A 17,096-nucleotide genomic window follows, 5' to 3' on the forward strand; every position below is an offset into this window, starting at 1 on the left:
TTATTATTTATAAATAGGTGTCATTTAGAATATAAGGCTCTATCTGCTTATTGTAGCAGTAGATAATACAAAGCGCTGTTACGGTCAAGCAAAGCGCTACTACGGTCAAGTGAATCGCGCTATAAGCAATATCATTTGATATAAAAGTGACTCGCTTAATTGCCTGTATATATCATTATGAGGTTATTTTAACGCTTTTCAGCGTCACGTGCTGCGCCATCTTCCCACTATATCGTTCAGTATGTCAAAAATAGTCATAAATATTATCAATGAGCGTTAAAACTGGCTCATAAATCTGTGTGTTATATTTTTATTAATCTGTATCGCAGTTAATCATTGCTCGCTGCTTGGCTTTTTAACCAATCCATAAATTGCTTACTGTGCTGCTCACGCTGATTATCTGCAAACTCGTAGAAACTGCTACCAACCAAATTATCTGGTAAGTAGCTTTGTGGATAGTAATGGTTAGGATAATCGTGCGGATAAGCATAACCTTGACCGTAGCCTTGACTACGCATCAGTTTGGTGACGCCATTGCGCAAATGTAGCGGTACAGGTGAAGCATCTTTTTCAGCCAATGCCATTGCAGCATTGATCGCTTTATAAGTGCTATTACTTTTGGCACTGGTTGCTAAATACACCACGACTTGACCTAAAATAATACGTGCTTCTGGCATACCAATAGATTGCACACTACGTAATGCCGCGTCAGCTAGGAGTAAAGCATTAGGATTGGCATTACCAATATCTTCACTGGCCAAAATCACCAAGCGCCGCGCAATAAAATCAGCAGGCTCACCGCCGACGAGCATACGTGCCATCCAATACAATGCTGCATCCGGATCTGAGCCACGGACGGACTTTATCATCGCTGAGATAATATCGTAATGCTGCTCACCATCTTTGTCATATCTTACCAAAGCAGTCTGTGCCACTCGGCTAATCAATTCATCATCGATAATCACTGGCGACTGCTTTGCATCAGCTGTTTGAATCGCTAACTCTAATAAATTTAGCGCTTTTCTAGCATCACCATGAGCCAGCTGACTAATGGTATCTTTTGCTTGTAAGTCGACGGTTAACTTTTTGAGTATATTGTCTTCTGAAAGCGCTCGTTGTAGCACGGCACTTATCTGCTCAGGTGTTAACGGCTCTAAACGATATACTTGGCAACGTGATAGTAGAGCGTTATTGACACTAAATGATGGGTTTTCAGTGGTAGCACCAATCAAAGTAATGTCACCAGACTCTACCGCACCCAAAAGTGCATCTTGCTGTGCTTTGTTAAAGCGATGAATCTCATCAATAAAGACTACAGGTGATTCAAATGCCAATGAATCTTTACTATCTAAGACTTCGCGTAACTGTTTGACTCCAGTATTTAACGCGGAAAGCGCGTGAAAAGGTCGACTAACGGCATCGGCTAACAACATCGCAATGGTTGTTTTGCCAATACCTGCTTCACCGTGCAGGATAATAGATGGCAGATGCCCTTGCTCTACTAAGCGTCGTAACGGTGCACCAGCTGCCAGCAAATGCTCTTGACCAATGATATCGGTAAGAGAAGTGGGGCGCATACGCTGAGCAAGTGGGGTATCGGCATGGAAGTTAGGTGACATAAGACTCTCTATCGAAAAATGAAAAAACTATTTACTAGCTGCAAAAGTAGTAACGGCAAGGTCTCTATAGTTAAATCCAAATAACAGCATACTAGTCTAACTTCATCATTTTTATTGGATTTTGGCACTCATATACGTTTGGCATGATTTTCGCATCAATTTTATAACAGTAATGAGTATTAGACATCAGCAGTAGAAGTAGGCTAGTTTATAAGGATGGTACTTGTTATATGTCATACGCGCTAGGTTAACGCAAAAATATGTTAATGAAAGCTAACTAAGCGTATAGCTTGTGTCCCGAGCACTTTAGTTTTCATCATTTACCTATATTAACGGCTCTACTATTAACAATTTTACCGTATCGATGGCAAAGGCTGGTCAATCACGACTGTTAACTATTAACTATTAAACACTAAAAATGGCTTATCAAGTATGAGGTATTACATTAATAATGTCTGAACTGACTCTTAAACGCTTATTCAATCGTTACGTGCGTAGTGATACAGGCAAGCAGCAGTCACGTTATCTGACAGCTGGCGAGATAGCGTTGGCGTATTCAGTATTTGGTAATAGTATCAAACTCGACGAAGTGCAGTTAAAGACAGCGTGGTGGGTACTAAAACATTATGCCGTTAGCCCCAATGGCAATATTTACTTTAATTCAGTCGATTGGATTACGGATTTTAGCGAAGCTCCACTGAGCAAACAAAGCTGGCTTATACATGAGCTAACGCACGTATGGCAGTTACAGCAAGGATTAAAGGTTGTACGCGGAGCGATCATCAACCGAAAATACGACTACGTGTTAGAAACAGGTAAATCATTTTTTAAGTATGGTATTGAGCAGCAGGCACGCATGGTTCAAGACTACTTTGTACGTCGTCAGCGTGGTCAGAACTGCCAAGAGTGGGAAGCTTGTATTCCATTTTTGACAGAGCAGCCTATTAAGGCAAAAAATACTGATAATCCATCAATCATCTAATTTTAAAGAATAAGATTAAGCTTGGCTGTGATAAGCATAACCGAACTATAGAACAATTAAACTATATAGCAATTGAGATACAGGTCAGTCGGATAAATATTGGATAAGTAAGTTGAACGATTTAACAGTCAACTGTGTCGCTAAAAATCAAAGAATAATGAACCGCAATTGTAACTTACCCTTTTATAATTTTGCTTTACCAAAGGATATATACTCTCATGTTTAAATTTTTGTCAGTAAAGCCTAATGTTGATACCCGTTACCCACCGGCTTTGCTTATAGCCGCACTGTCAGGAGTATTGTTTTTGACAGGCTGTCAGCAGTCTGACACATCACCTGTAGCTGATGACAGTCAAACCAGTGAAAAAACAAGCGTAGAAGACAGTCAGCCTATGCCAAAAAGTGACTCAGCTGCGGCGCGCATAAAACAATTTCAGCCGATATATGTCGCACAAGCGCAGAGTTTACAGAGACGATTGCAAGCAGAATATGAGTCATTGCAAGCGGCAGATGCGTCAGACAGTGAGGAGCTTTTATTACTGAATACTAATAATAGTGAAGATACAGATAGTAATAACGAAGTAGCGACCGATGATACCGCTCCTAACGCAAATACTACTACCAGTTCTGAAGAAGTGGCGTCATCGAATATCGATATCGCCCCGATAGACAATAATACGAATGTAGATGCAGAGGCTGACGTCAATACTAGCACTGAAGTTGGTGAGCGTGACTTAACGGTTTTAAAACGCATCAGTCTTGAGCCGCGTAAACCTGTTATGTTGACCGAGGACCAAATTATAGAACGCTATCAGCAAACCATGGATGCCTTATATCAACCGGTGACAACACCGCTGAGCGCAGAGGATTCTGATACATTAATCAATATGGCGACCTTGGTTCCGCAGTTATTTGAGCATGCAGAGATTGCTGGCAGAGTAAGTGCAAAAAGTCCGGCACTTGCCCGTTTGATTATTCAGCATCAGGTATGGGAACAAATAGAAGCTCAGCAAGTGGTTGATATGCAGCAAATGAAACAGAAGCAGCAACAAGAGTTTGAAGCTTTAATGGCTAAATTTAATGAAACTATTGAAGGATACGATGAGCAGATTGCCAAATATGAGCAAACGTTAAAAGAGTTCCAGTAAATGACTATATCTTTATGAACTTATTTAGTTAGTCATTTCTCATAAAACAATCGATATCAAATAACGAGAGTTAAGACAATAAAAAATCCCGCACGATGGCGGGATTTTTTATTGGATAACGATTATTTTTGCTTACTTGCGATCTTCAACTTTTACAAAATCACGGCGCGTTTCACCAGTGTATAACTGACGTGGACGACCGATTTTGAACGGTGCACTGTGCATTTCTAACCAATGGCTGATCCAACCTGAAGTACGAGCCAATGCAAAGATTACGGTAAACATTGACGTTGGGATACCGATAGCTTTCAAAATGATACCAGAGTAGAAATCAACGTTTGGATATAGATTACGCTCGATGAAGAACGGGTCTTCTAACGCAATTTTCTCTAGTGCCATCGCCAATTCAAGCTTAGGATCGTTGATACCTAGTGCTTCTAGTACTTCATCACAAGTCTCTTTCATTACTTGAGCGCGTGGATCGAAGTTTTTATAAACACGGTGACCAAAGCCCATTAGCTTCACTTCACGGCTCTTCACTTTTTCCATGAACTCAGGCACGTTTTCAACAGTACCGATTTCGTCTAACATCTCAAGAACAGCTTCGTTCGCGCCGCCATGTGATGGTCCCCATAGGGCTGCGATACCAGCAGCGATACACGCATAAGGGTTTGCGCCAGTAGAACCAGCTAAACGTACCGTTGACGTAGAAGCGTTTTGCTCATGGTCAGCGTGCAAGGTAAAGATTTTGTCCATTGCGCGAGTGATAACGTCGTTTTTCTCGTAGTCTACGTCAGCAGGTGTTGCAAACATCATGTATAAGAAGTTTTCTGCGTAGTTAAAGTCATTACGCGGATACATGAACGGTTCGCCTTGTGAGTATTTATAACTCATCGCAGCAAGCGTAGGCATCTTAGCAATCAGACGAATAGCTGTGATTTCGCGATGTTCTTCATTGCTCACGTCTAGGTCTTCATGATAGAACGCTGATAAGGCACCAACAACACCAACCATAATAGCCATTGGATGCGCGTCGCGGCGGAAGCCTTCAAAGAATTTACGCAATTGATCATGAACAGCAGTATGCTCGCGGATTTTTTCGAAAAAGTCTGCTTTTTGCTCAGCAGTAGGTAGGTCACCATGTAGAAGTGCATAAGCAACTTCTAGGTATTCAGCGTTGTTCGCTAGCTCGTCGATAGGGTAGCCGCGGTGTAATAACTCGCCTTTGCCACCATCAATATAAGTAATCTTTGATTCAACAGGAGCGGTTACTTTAAAACCAGGGTCATAAGACCAAAATCCTGATTCTTGTAAAGCAGCAATATCGATAACTGGGCGCCCTAAAGTACCTTTAATAATAGGAAGTTCGTATTCTTCACCATTCACGGTTAGTTTGGCATTAGTATCAGCCATAAATTGCTCTCCATTGGTTTGACTTGTTAGAATAAATTACTACAGACGCATACCCTCGCGTCATTGTCGGTTGAACGGTAAAAGTGCATTCAACTCATTTAGTACGCAGGGTATATTAGCAGCAATTCTTGATGATTTGAAAAAACTTTTATGGACCATGTGTCCAATTGGCGCGGTGTGGCGGTAGTTATTCGCTGTAATTTTTGTATCAAAATATGTCTGTCAGGTTATTTTGCTTAAAATTCATCTGTTTTTGAGCAAGTTTATAGCAGCATTATCGGAGCAATATTTTGGGTTTCTGAATATATTTTAGAGACAAAACTTATAAATAATGACACCAAAAACTGGCAGACTATGCCTAGTAAGCGGATTAAAGTTTGTCATAATAATTACTGTTAAAATCAGTATTATCCTTATTCATTCATTTATTGATTAAATATGTATATATTCTTACTGAATGGATAAATTTGTAATTATTGCTCAGGCATTTTATAATTGTAGGAATTAACTGGCACTAGCTTTGCGCGAATTAATAAATGACCATGTTATAGTGTTGTTCAGAGCGTCTTCTATTCATGCTTATTTACGATTGTCTGGTGTTACGATAGACCAAACCGCATTCTATGGTTTGAACTTTCTTCTTAACCAATCTTTTTTATTTGTTTAGCACAAGATTTTGAGTGCCTAATATAAGGTCTGCTCTGATATAGAAGACATAGTAACGTTGTCTTACTATTCATACGACCTCTAAAATAGACTGGTTAGTCGATGTTACTCATGTTTATTCTCTTTGTTGTATAATAGATAGGTTGTTTGATAGGCCTGTCGATTCGACAAGCGACATTGAACAGTCTATCAATACCTTTATATACATGATCCTTTCTTCATATTTAGCGCAAACTAAACGAAGTCAGCTAGCTCTTCCTTACTTTATTCGTCTCGTGTGTTGCTCAATGCTCAATTGGCACTATTTATGTCAGGCGTTGATAGCAGATACAGGAGTATAACCGCAAAAGGATGCCCGCTGTGAAAAGCAACCGACCTATTGATCTGCCTTTAAGCCAAGTGATTAGCGTTAATCGCTCACCGATCGCGATCGCCTCTATCTTGCATCGTATCTCTGGCATTATTTTATTTTTATTGATTCCTGTCATGTTATGGATACTACAGAACTCATTGGCATCGCCTGAGAGTTTTGCGACCGTATTTGACAACGTACTTGTGCGCTTTTTGGCATGGATATTTGTTGCCGCTATTGCATATCATTTTGTAATGGGTATCAAACATTTATTTGCTGATATGGGCATGAACGAAGAGCTAAAATCTGGCCGCACTGCCTCTATGGTCAGTTTTGTGATTGCAGCGATTTTAGTTGTCGCGTCATTTGTATGGGTGATGTTCTAATGATAAAAAATGATTCAGGAATCAAAAGTGCTACTGGTCTGACAGGTTCAGGCTCACGTGATTGGATTATTCAGCGTATTAGTGCTGTTGTTTTAGCCGTTTATAGTGTGGTGTTGCTGGGCTTCTTTTTGACCCATGGCGATGTCACTTTTGTTGAATGGTCATCATTTATGACCAGCCTACCAATGCGTCTATTCAGCTTGGTTGCAGTACTTGCACTAGCTGGTCATGCTTGGGTTGGGATGTGGACAGTATTTACTGACTATATTACAACAGGCAAACTGGGCTCAAGCGCAGCAGGTTTACGTTTAGTACTACAGTCATTGATGATTATCGCTATTTTAGTATTTCTATTTTGGGGCATCATGATTTTTTGGGGTAACGGTTTCGGTATCGCTGCCGTTTAACCATCTCATAAAAAGCTCTGATATCTATATATAACGACGGATGCATCCAACTAATACATTAGTTGGCAAAGTATTTTAGAGTCATCCGTTGATAGCCAAGAATAGTCATAGCATTGGACTAGCATTACTGATCAGCTAATCTGATTATAGTTGAGTAGGCTTAGTTCAGTATAACGATAGATATGCAAATTAAGTGGTTAACGACTATTAAGACTCTTTATTTTATAAGCGTAGAAATGGCCAAATAGTAAGCCTTTATAGCTGTAATAGAGATATCTTAAACAGTCTTTGATTTACTTTTACGCATTAACAGGCATTAGGAAAACCGTAATGGCAACTAGACAAGACAATACCATTAGTAATATCAAGACCTTAAACTACGATGCAGTTATCGTTGGTGGCGGCGGCTCAGGTATGCGTGCTTCATTGCATTTAGCGGAAGCGGGCATGAAGGTTGCAGTCCTTACCAAAGTATTCCCAACGCGTTCGCACACAGTTGCCGCTCAGGGTGGTATCGGTGCAAGTTTGGGCAACATGAGCAATGACAACTGGCACTTTCACTTCTATGATACAGTTAAAGGGTCAGATTGGTTAGGTGACCAAGACGCTATCGAATATATGTGCCGTGAAGCGCCAAAAGTAGTCTATGAGCTTGAGCACATGGGCATGCCGTTTGACCGTAACGAAGATGGTACGATTTATCAGCGTCCGTTCGGTGGTCATACATCTAACTATGGCGAAAAAGCAGTACAACGTGCTTGTGCCGCTGCTGACCGTACAGGTCATGCACTACTACACACGCTATATCAGAAAAACTTAGAGCAAGGTACTGAGTTCTTTATCGAGTGGATCGCCCTTGATTTGATCAAAGACGAAGCTGGTAACATCAACGGTGTCGTCGCGCTTGAACAAGAGACAGGTACGATTGCAGTATTCCAGTCACCAATTACTGTCCTAGCGACAGGTGGTGCTGGTCGTATCTTCGCCGCTTCTACTAATGCTTATATCAATACTGGTGACGGTATTGGTATGGCGGTACGTGCTGGTATTCCATTGCAAGATATGGAGTTCTGGCAGTTCCACCCAACTGGTGTTCATGGTGCAGGTGTACTATTGACTGAAGGTTGCCGCGGTGAAGGTGCTATCTTGCGTAACAAAGATGGTGAAGCGTTCATGGAACGTTATGCACCAACCGTGAAAGACTTGGCACCACGTGATCTTGTATCGCGTTCAATGGACCAAGAGATTAAAGAAGGCCGTGGTTGTGGTCCTAATGCTGATCATATCGTAATGGATATGACGCATCTAGGTGTTGAAACCATTATGAAGCGTCTACCATCAGTATTTGAGATCGGTAAAAACTTCGCCAACGTTGACATCACTAAAGAGCCAATTCCAGTAATCCCAACCATTCACTACATGATGGGCGGTATTCCAACCACCATTCATGGTCAAGTGATTGTACCGGATCTAGAAGCAGGTACGGATGAAGACGGCCTATATGCTAAAGGCAATGTGGTTAAAGGTCTTTATGCAATCGGCGAATGTGCTTGTGTAAGTGTACATGGTGCTAACCGTCTAGGTACGAACTCTCTACTAGATCTATTGGTATTTGGCCGTGCAGCTGGTAAGCATATCGTTGATGAGTTCCATCATGCAGATCATAACTACAAGCCACTTGATCCACGCGTACTTGACTTTACAGTAAAGCGTTTAGACAAACTGCAACAGTCTACTGAAGGCTACAACGCTCAAGACGTGGCTGATGAGATTCGTGCTACGATGCAAAAACACGCTAGTGTATTCCGTACGCAAGCGATGATGGACGAAGGCGTTGAGAAGATTTTAGCGCTAGGTGAAAAAATTGACAAGATTCATCTTGGCGATAAATCACAAGTATTCAACACAGCACGTATTGAAGCATTCGAAGTTGCTAACTTGTATGAAGTAGCAAAAGCGACAATGATATCTGCAGCGAAGCGTCATGAAAGCCGCGGCGCACACAGTGTATCTGACTATGATCGTCCAGAAGATGATGATTACGCACCTAACGGCCGTAATGACCACGATTGGATGAAGCATACTTTATGGTACTCTGAAGGCAATCGCATCATTTATAAGCCAGTACGTAAAGTGCCATTAACTGTTGATTATATCGAACCAAAAGTTCGCGTCTACTAATTCTAGACTGCATACTTTATATATAGTTGATAGATAACAGCAGTGTTAACATTTTATCCCTTATTAATTTATTAAAAAGGTGACCGCCAGCTACATGCTCATGCCAGCGCTACTATGCTATTAATTGGTATCCGATATTGGTTATCAGTGCTGATTAATAGCTAGCGCAAATATGTTGCAATCTTTGTATGCCCGCCATCACCTACGTGTGGAGTTTAGCATTATGAGCCGAGGTACTCGCACCATCGAAATCTATCGCTACGATCCTGATCTGGACGCAGCGCCACGCATGCAAACTTATACGATTGAGCTACTTGATTCAGATCGTATGTTGCTTGACGTACTATTACGCCTAAAGAAAGAAGATGAAACACTTACTTTCCGTCGCTCTTGCCGCGAAGGTATTTGTGGCTCTGACGGCATGAACATCAATGGTAAGAACGGTTTGGCATGTCTAATCAACATGAACACGCTACCAGAAAAAGTAACGGTTCGTCCGCTACCTGGTTTGCCAGTGGTTCGTGACTTGGTTGTCGATATGAACCAGTTCTATGAGCAATATGAGAAAGTACATCCTTACTTGATCAATGATCAGCCAGCACCGCCAACTGAGCGTTTACAGTCACCTGAACAGCGTGAAAAACTGAACGGTTTATACGAATGTATCCTATGTGCTTGCTGTTCAACCAGTTGCCCATCTTTCTGGTGGAACCCTGATAAGTTCCTAGGACCATCAGCGTTATTACATGCCTATCGCTTCGTTGCTGATAGCCGTGACGGTGATACTCAAGCACGTTTAGCTCGTTTAGACGATCCGTTTAGCTTGTTCCGTTGCCGCGGTATCATGAACTGTGTATCAGTTTGTCCAAAAGGCTTGAATCCAACCAAAGCGATCGGTCATTTACGTAATATGTTGATTGATCAAGCTGGTTAAGCATAAGTAATTGATCTTTATAGTTACTATACAAAAAACACCACCTATTCATTAGGTGGTGTTTTTGTTAGTTAAAAAGCTGATATATAGATTTATCACTGTTTATAGCTAACTTGTCATTTAAAAATATGGTGAATTTAGCCTATTGAAAAATAGGTATTAAATGATTTAAGAGTAAAACTGTATGGTCAATACGTTGGTTGTATGTAAGAAGAAATAATATATAGACAATCACCCTATATAATCGAATATAGACATAGTCGAATTTTGGTATAATTGCTTTGGTATTTAATGAGATGGTTAAAGTGTCTTTTTTAGCGCTTAATATGTATTGTTTAAACACATTATGACATTATCGGGCTAAAATACTATGCGCACAATGATTATGCGTTTATAATTGATGATAGATATTCATTACATAAATACCTAGTATTGAATAAACAAACTATGTCGAAAAAAATGGGCATGATAATCTATACAGCAATGTATGTCTGTCTGAAAAGGCAGAATTTATCAGCAAATTTAGGGTAATTCAGCATCAATAACCAGTTTATAGGTTAGCTGAAAATATAATTATCTATTAATAGCTTATCATTAATGGATTGGTTATGACTCAAAGAAGTATATATAAATTAATGTTGTGAAACGAGCTAGATAAGAAAACTGAGCGTTCACAAATAGTTTTATTTTTAGACGGGTATTGCAATAAGACTTGTTACCACTATTTAGCATCACTTGCTCTTGTAGACAATGACAGCAACATTCTATGGTGATGGCAATACTTAGGGATAAAAGTGTTTTATCGAATAGTATTTAACAGGATATGACACATTGTCTAACTACCTGAGCATACAACGACTGACACAATAATAAGCACGATTCCATTCATTTATCTATCAAATAGACGATTATTATGAATAGTATAACCAAAGAAAAATCTGGCCAAGTACATACTGAACTGGCTGCCGATAACGCCAACTATATAGAAGCTCTCTACGAGCAATACCTAACAGACCCTGATAGTGTTGATACTGACTGGCAAACGTACTTTGAACAGTATAAGTCGCAGAACGATGCTCAGCATAACGCTATCAAAGATCAGTTCTTATTACTTGCTCGTAATCAAACGGCAAATAAGAGTAGCAGTACTGATACTGACTCTAGCAGCTCTGCCAACTGTGATCCTAAGCAGATGGGCGTACAGCAATTAATCTCAGCATATCGTCGTCGCGGTCATCGCCGTGCCAAACTTGATCCTTTAGATTTGCATCCACGTGCAGCAGTAGAAGATTTGACGCTTGCTTATCATAACTTGTCAGAAGCTGATCTCGATACCGTATTCCCAACCAATGATTTAGTTATTGGTAAAGATGAAGCGACATTGCGCGAAATCATCGAAATCATGGAACGTGTTTACTGTGGCCATATCGGTGTCGAGTATATGCACGTTACCACCAGTACAGAAAAACGCTGGATGGAAGAATACCTAGAAACCAATCTAGGCTATATCAAATTCGATAAAGAAAAACGTCTGTCTATCCTTGAGCGCTTAACCGCTGCTGAAGGTCTAGAAAAATACCTTGCTCGTAAATATACGGGTGTTAAGCGTTTTGGTTTGGAAGGCGGTGAAAGCTTCATTCCTGCGATCAATGAAATCATTCAACGTGCTGGCGGATATGGCACAAAAGAAATGGTCATTGGTATGGCTCACCGTGGTCGCCTAAACCTACTAGTTAATATCTTAGGTAAAAACCCTGCAGACTTGTTTGATGAGTTTGATGGTAAAGTACAGCCAGAAAAAGGCTCAGGTGACGTTAAATACCACAATGGTTTTTCATCTAATGTGATGACACCGGGCGGTGAAGCGCATTTGGCTTTAGCATTTAACCCATCGCATCTTGAAATTGTCGCGCCAGTACTACAAGGCTCAGTACGTGCCCGTCAAGTGCGCCGTAACGATCAGCCACTACTAGATAATACTGGTGGTAATTCAGTATTACCTATCGTGATTCATGGTGATGCTGCTTTCGCTGGTCAAGGTGTGGTTCAAGAAACTTTCCAAATGTCACAGACCCGTGCTTATACCACTGGCGGTACTGTGCATATCGTGATTAATAACCAAGTTGGCTTTACTACTAGCCGTCAAGAAGATGTTCGTTCAACTGAATATTGTACTGACGTCGCTAAGATGGTTCATGCTCCTATCCTACATGTAAACGGTGATGATCCTGAAGCAGTCGTATTTGCTGCTCAGTTAGCATTAGATTATCGTCATAAGTTTGACAAAGACATCATCATCGATTTGTTCTGCTATCGCCGTAATGGCCATAATGAAGCAGATGAGCCATCTGCAACTCAGCCATTGATGTATGCTGTTATTAAGAAGCTTCCGACTACTCGTACTCTTTATGCGCAAAAACTTATCGCAGAAGGTATCTTGAATGCTGAAGAAGAGAAACAGTACGAAGATGATTATCGTGAGTCGTTAGACCGTGGTGATTATGTTGTTAGCTCACTGGTTCAAGAGCCTAACGAGCAACTGTTTGTAGATTGGAAACCTTATCTAGGTCATGATTTGGTTGATGACTGGGATACCAGTGTTGATATCGAAAAGCTCAAAGGTTATGGACGCCGTATGGCCGAAATGCCAGAAGGCTACAAGTTACAACGTCAGGTTCAAAAAGTTGTTGAGCAGCGTCTAGCGATGCAAACGGGCGAAGAGCCTCTTAACTGGGGTGCAGCTGAGACATTGGCTTATGCATCATTGGTTGATAACGATGGCGTATTAGTACGTATTACTGGTGAAGATGTTGGCCGTGGTACATTCTCACATCGTCACAGTGAAATATATAATGTCAATGATGGCAGCATGTATGTACCGTTGTCTCATTTGAGCGAAAATCAAGCGCGCTTTGCTACCTACAACTCATTGTTGTCAGAAGAAGCGGTACTAGCTTTTGAATATGGTTACGCGACCACTGTACCGAACGCATTGATCGTTTGGGAAGCACAGTTTGGTGATTTCGTTAACGGTGCTCAGGTTGTGATTGACCAGTTTATCTCAAGCGGTGAGACCAAATGGCAGCGTGTTTGTGGTTTGACGATGTTGTTACCACATGGCTTTGAAGGTCAAGGTCCTGAGCATTCATCTGCACGTTTAGAGCGTTTCTTACAGTTATGTGCTGAAGACAATATGCAGGTCATTACCCCAACGACTCCTGCGCAAATTTATCATGCATTACGTCGTCAGGCAGTACGTCCTATTCGTAAGCCACTGATCGTTATGTCACCAAAGAGCTTATTACGTCATAAGCTAGCGACTTCTAATCTAGAAGAGCTAGCTAATGGTAAGTTTGAGACGGTATTGCCAGAGATGGACGATCATAACGCAGATAAAGTGACTCGTATGGTTCTGTGTGGTGGTAAGGTTTATTATGATTTGTTAGAGCAGCGCCGTGCATTGGGTCTTGATCATGTGGCTATCGTTCGTATTGAGCAATTGTATCCATTGCCAGAGACTCGCTTAATCGCTGAAATCGAAAAATACAGCAACCTAACTGAAATCGTATGGACGCAAGAAGAGCCATTGAACCAAGGCGCTTGGTACTACTTAGCACCGCATATGTTCCGTATTGTCGTACCGCATCCAACCAAAGCAAAAGTCATGGAGCCAGTAGCGCGTCCTCCTAGTGCAGCCCCTGCAACAGGATCACCGAAATTGCATGCTCAACAACAGCAAGCACTTATTGCTGGTGGCCTTGGCATAAGTGTTGATGAATTAGCTCAGTAACACCTTGTCTAATCAAAAGATTATAGAAGATAAATGAATCAGGCGATGACAGTCAGTGCTTTTTAATAAAATATAAGCAAAGTTATTAGAAAATTACTGACTGCCTATCACGACTTAATAATAAGTATGAATATCCAAATCTAAGGAGTATATCGATGGCTGACATCAAAGCCCCCGTTTTTCCAGAATCGGTTGCCGATGGCACAATCGTTGAGTGGCATGTCACTGAAGGTCAACAAGTTAATCGTGATGACCTATTGGCTGAAATTGAAACTGATAAAGTTGTATTAGAAGTTGTGGCACCTGATGATGGTGTATTGACCAAAATCGTAAAGCAAGTTGACGATACTGTATTGTCTGATGAGCTTATCGCTCAGTTTGAAGCCGGTGCAAGTGCTGGTGCTAGCGCAGAAGAAGCACCAGCAGTAGATCCAGACCAACCAGCTGCGCCAGTTCAAGCAAAGCAAGCTGCTGATGGTGGCGAGCCTGTTCAAGCAACAGATAAGAAAGGCGAAGCTGATCATAAAGATCAAAGCCCAGCAGTTCGTAAAGCAGCAAAAGAGTCAGGCGTAGATCCTAAAGAAGTTGAAGGTAGTGGCCGCGGTGGTCGTGTAACCAAAACTGATATGGCTAACCCAACATTGAAATCAGACAGCAGCATCAAGTCTGACAGTGGTCGTCCTGTTGCTGAATCAATGGGTGAGCGTACTGAAAAACGTGTTCCAATGACTCGTCTTCGTAAGCGTGTTGCTGAGCGTCTATTATCAGCATCACAAGATACAGCGATGTTGACGACGTTTAACGAAGTGAACATGAAGCCCTTGATGGACATGCGCGCTAAGTACAAAGAGAAGTTTGAAAAACGTCATGGCGTGCGTTTAGGCTTTATGTCGTTATTCGTAAAAGCAGCGACAGAAGCACTAAAACGCTTCCCAGCAGTAAATGCTTCACTAGATGGTGATGATATTGTTTATCATGGCTTCTATGATATCGGTGTAGCAGTATCTTCAGATCGTGGCTTGGTTGTTCCAGTATTACGTGATACTGATCGCATGAGTATGGCTGACGTTGAAAGCACAATCCGTGAGTTTGGCGGTAAAGCACAGCAAGGTAAGCTTGGTCTAGAAGACATGACTGGCGGTACGTTCACTATCTCTAACGGTGGTGTATTTGGTTCATTGATGTCAACACCTATTCTGAACCCACCACAAACTGCTATCCTAGGTATGCATGCTATCAATGACCGCCCAATGGCAGTCGATGGTAAAGTTGAAATCTTACCAATGATGTACTTAGCACTATCTTATGACCATCGTATGATTGATGGTAAAGAAGCAGTACAGTTCTTGGTAACTATCAAAGAATTGGTCGAAGACCCTGCAATGCTACTACTAGACCTGTAAGCTTTTAAGCTTGTATTGGCAACCGCTGATACAAGCTTTTTAACTTTGGTATAGATAATGATTTTTATTAATCAGCGATCGCTTTATGCGCTGATAACTGTATTTAAATGAATTTAATAATGGTGATTTGCTATTGATAAGTGAGTCTATCTCACTGACATAGTGTATTAACTGTTCAGTGTAGATAACGCTGATCTATCAGCAAGATAACAACCAGTTTAAATGACACATACAATTAAAAATAGGAACGTACTATGAAAGACAATTATGATTTAGTCGTCATCGGCGGCGGTCCTGGTGGTTACGAAGCAGCTATTCGTGCAGGCCAGCTCGGTATGAGCGTTGCTTGTATCGAAAAGCGCGTTTATAAAGGCGAGCCAGCACTTGGTGGTACTTGCTTAAACGTTGGTTGTATCCCATCAAAAGCCCTACTTGACAGCTCACATCGTTACGAAGCTACTAAGCATGACCTTGACGAGCACGGTATCAGTACTGGTGACGTTGCTATCAATATCGAAAAAATGATAGAGCGTAAAGAAGGTATTGTTAAGCAGTTGACTGGTGGTGTTGCAGCGTTGCTAAAAGGCAATGGTGTTGACTGGCTACAAGGTTGGGGTACTTTAGTTGACGGTAAAGGTACTGACAAAAAAGTCAAATTTACTGCTCTAGAAGACGAAAGCGAAACAACGATCACTGCTAAGAATGTCATTCTTGCGGCAGGTTCTGTGCCTATCGAAATTCCTGTTGCCAAAACTGACGGTGACCGTATTGTTGATTCAACTGGCGCACTTGATTTCACCTCAGTCCCTAAGCGTCTAGGCGTTATTGGTGCTGGTGTTATCGGTCTTGAGCTTGGTTCAGTATGGCGTCGTCTAGGTGCAGAAGTAGTCGTATATGAAGCACTTCCTAGTTTCTTAGCTGCTGCTGACAAAGACATCTCAAAAGAAGCTGGCAAAATGCTGAAGAAGCAAGGTCTTGATATCCGTGTTGATACCAAAGTAACCAATGCTGAAGTACAAGGCGACCAAGTTGTCGTCACTAGCGAAAGCAAAGGTGAGTCTTCTGAAGAAAGCTTTGACAAGCTAATCGTTTGTGTTGGTCGCCGTGCTTATTCTGAAAAACTGCTTGGCGAAGACAGCGGTATCACGTTGACTGAACGTGGCCTTATCGATGTTAATGACCAGTGCAAAACCAATCTTGATGGCGTTTATGCTATCGGTGATTTGGTCCGTGGTCCTATGCTTGCGCACAAAGCTATGGAAGAGGGCATGATGGCTGTTGAGCGTATTCATGGCGAAAAACCTCAAGTTAACTATGACACTATCATCAATGTCATTTATACTCACCCAGAAATCGCATGGGTAGGTTTGACTGAGCAAGAAGCTGAAGAAGCTGGCTATGAAGTTAAAACAGGTTCTTTCAACTTAGCTGCCAACGGTCGTGCATTAGCGCAAAGTGAAGCGCAAGGTTCTGTGAAAGTAGTTGCTGATGCAAAAACAGATCGTCTATTAGGTATGCATGCTATCGCTGCTGGTGCTGGTGATATCGTCCATCAAGGTATGATCGCGATGGAATTTGTTTCTAGCATTGAAGACTTGCAGTTGATGACGTTTGCTCATCCAACTATTTCAGAAGCAGTACATGAAGCTGCTCTATCTGCAGATGGTCGTGCTATTCACGCTATCCAGCGCAAAAAGCGTAAGAAATAAGTAGTTGCTCGTTTAGTTATTATCGATTTACAACCTGATTGGGGTATCGCTATCTTGGTGATACCACAATCATGAGTGCGTCAGACGTATGATTAATATTTGTATG

Annotated in this window: 11 protein-coding genes; 9 read left to right on the plus strand and 2 right to left on the minus strand. The window is 41.5% G+C overall.

What is annotated here, in order from left to right:
- Positions 1 to 329: 329 nt before the first annotated feature.
- Positions 330 to 1,619, minus strand: coding sequence for a replication-associated recombination protein A (locus I3249_RS04560; protein WP_238068848.1), 1,290 nt, complete (start codon positions 1,617 to 1,619; stop codon positions 330 to 332).
- Between the two features lie 451 nt (positions 1,620 to 2,070).
- On the opposite strand from I3249_RS04560, the gene I3249_RS04565 reads away from it, so the two are divergent.
- Both I3249_RS04565 and I3249_RS04570 read left to right on the plus strand, forming a co-directional pair.
- Positions 2,071 to 2,601 carry a type IV secretion protein Rhs gene (locus tag I3249_RS04565; protein ID WP_238068850.1) on the plus strand — a complete coding sequence of 177 codons (531 nt, stop codon included), beginning with the start codon at positions 2,071 to 2,073 and terminating at the stop codon, positions 2,599 to 2,601.
- A 218-nt stretch (positions 2,602 to 2,819) separates the two neighbouring features.
- Positions 2,820 to 3,749, plus strand: a complete 930-nt coding sequence (locus tag I3249_RS04570; protein ID WP_238068851.1) for a hypothetical protein — start codon at positions 2,820 to 2,822, stop codon at positions 3,747 to 3,749.
- Between the two features lie 132 nt (positions 3,750 to 3,881).
- Here I3249_RS04570 and gltA read toward each other — a convergent pair whose 3' ends face one another.
- Positions 3,882 to 5,162 (minus strand): citrate synthase, encoded by a 1,281-nt coding sequence (gene gltA, locus I3249_RS04575; protein WP_102078275.1) that lies wholly within the window; start codon positions 5,160 to 5,162, stop codon positions 3,882 to 3,884.
- A 1,017-nt stretch (positions 5,163 to 6,179) separates the two neighbouring features.
- On the opposite strand from gltA, the gene sdhC reads away from it, so the two are divergent.
- From sdhC to lpdA, 7 genes are all read left to right on the plus strand, one after another.
- Positions 6,180 to 6,566, plus strand: a complete 387-nt coding sequence (gene sdhC, locus I3249_RS04580) for a succinate dehydrogenase, cytochrome b556 subunit (protein WP_082624524.1) — start codon at positions 6,180 to 6,182, stop codon at positions 6,564 to 6,566.
- Positions 6,567 to 6,568: 2 nt separating this feature from the next.
- The gene (gene sdhD / locus I3249_RS04585) at positions 6,569 to 6,973 is read left to right on the plus strand and encodes a succinate dehydrogenase, hydrophobic membrane anchor protein (RefSeq protein WP_057762261.1); all 405 of its coding nucleotides are present in this window, start codon (positions 6,569 to 6,571) and stop codon (positions 6,971 to 6,973) included.
- 330 nt (positions 6,974 to 7,303) lie between these two features.
- Positions 7,304 to 9,154, plus strand: coding sequence for a succinate dehydrogenase flavoprotein subunit (gene sdhA / locus I3249_RS04590; RefSeq protein WP_057757857.1), 1,851 nt, complete (start codon positions 7,304 to 7,306; stop codon positions 9,152 to 9,154).
- Between the two features lie 223 nt (positions 9,155 to 9,377).
- Positions 9,378 to 10,088, plus strand: a complete 711-nt coding sequence (locus I3249_RS04595; protein ID WP_055123743.1) for a succinate dehydrogenase iron-sulfur subunit — start codon at positions 9,378 to 9,380, stop codon at positions 10,086 to 10,088.
- Positions 10,089 to 11,001: 913 nt separating this feature from the next.
- Positions 11,002 to 13,878 carry a 2-oxoglutarate dehydrogenase E1 component gene (locus tag I3249_RS04600; protein ID WP_102091387.1) on the plus strand — a complete coding sequence of 959 codons (2,877 nt, stop codon included), beginning with the start codon at positions 11,002 to 11,004 and terminating at the stop codon, positions 13,876 to 13,878.
- Positions 13,879 to 14,033: 155 nt separating this feature from the next.
- Positions 14,034 to 15,281 (plus strand): 2-oxoglutarate dehydrogenase complex dihydrolipoyllysine-residue succinyltransferase, encoded by a 1,248-nt coding sequence (gene odhB, locus I3249_RS04605; protein ID WP_101204629.1) that lies wholly within the window; start codon positions 14,034 to 14,036, stop codon positions 15,279 to 15,281.
- A 254-nt stretch (positions 15,282 to 15,535) separates the two neighbouring features.
- Complete coding sequence (gene lpdA, locus I3249_RS04610) at positions 15,536 to 16,990, plus strand: dihydrolipoyl dehydrogenase (RefSeq protein WP_238068852.1); 1,455 nt, start codon at positions 15,536 to 15,538, stop codon at positions 16,988 to 16,990.
- The last annotated feature ends 106 nt before the right edge of the window (positions 16,991 to 17,096 follow it).

It is taken from the genome of Psychrobacter sp. Ps1, from assembly GCF_022129425.1.
Classification (GTDB): Bacteria; Pseudomonadota; Gammaproteobacteria; order Pseudomonadales; family Moraxellaceae; genus Psychrobacter.